General features: G+C 71.7%; 1 protein-coding gene. It reads left to right on the top strand.

Translation table 11 applies throughout. The features are described 5' to 3' along the window. The coding region (locus tag AC066S_RS39705; protein WP_257080091.1) for a phosphatidylglycerophosphatase A family protein at nt 1-363 on the top strand (363 nt) is incomplete at its 5' end. Between the last annotated feature and the right edge of the window lie 51 nt (nt 364-414).

Genomic DNA, 414 nt, shown 5'->3' with positions numbered 1-414 from the left:
CAGCAGTGGCTCGCGCCGATGCAGATCGGCCTCCTGATCCTGGGCGGCACTCTGGTGGGCTGGTGGGCCTGCACCACCACCGCGCGCCGCCTCGGCGTGGCCGACCCCGGCTGCATCGTCTGGGACGAGATCGTGGCCTTCTGGTGCGTGCTCTGGCTCGCCATGCCCATGGGCTTCTGGGGGCAGTGCGCGGCCTTCGCGCTGTTCCGCTTCTTCGACGCGGTCAAGCCCGGCCCGGTCGCCTGGGCCGACAGCCTCTTCAAGGGCTTCGGCTGGCGCGGCGGCTGGGGCATCCTCTTCGACGATTTCGTGGCGGCGTTCTGCACACTGTTCGTGATCGCGCTCTGGAGGGTGCTGTGGTGAGCGGCGGCGGCCCCGCGGCGCCGTCCGCCCTCGGGGCGATCGTGCATGCCC

The organism is Bradyrhizobium sp. CFUWI, assembly GCF_056429085.1.
Note: the sequence above shows the minus strand (reverse complement) of the source record. Positions and strands in the feature narration are given on the sequence as shown.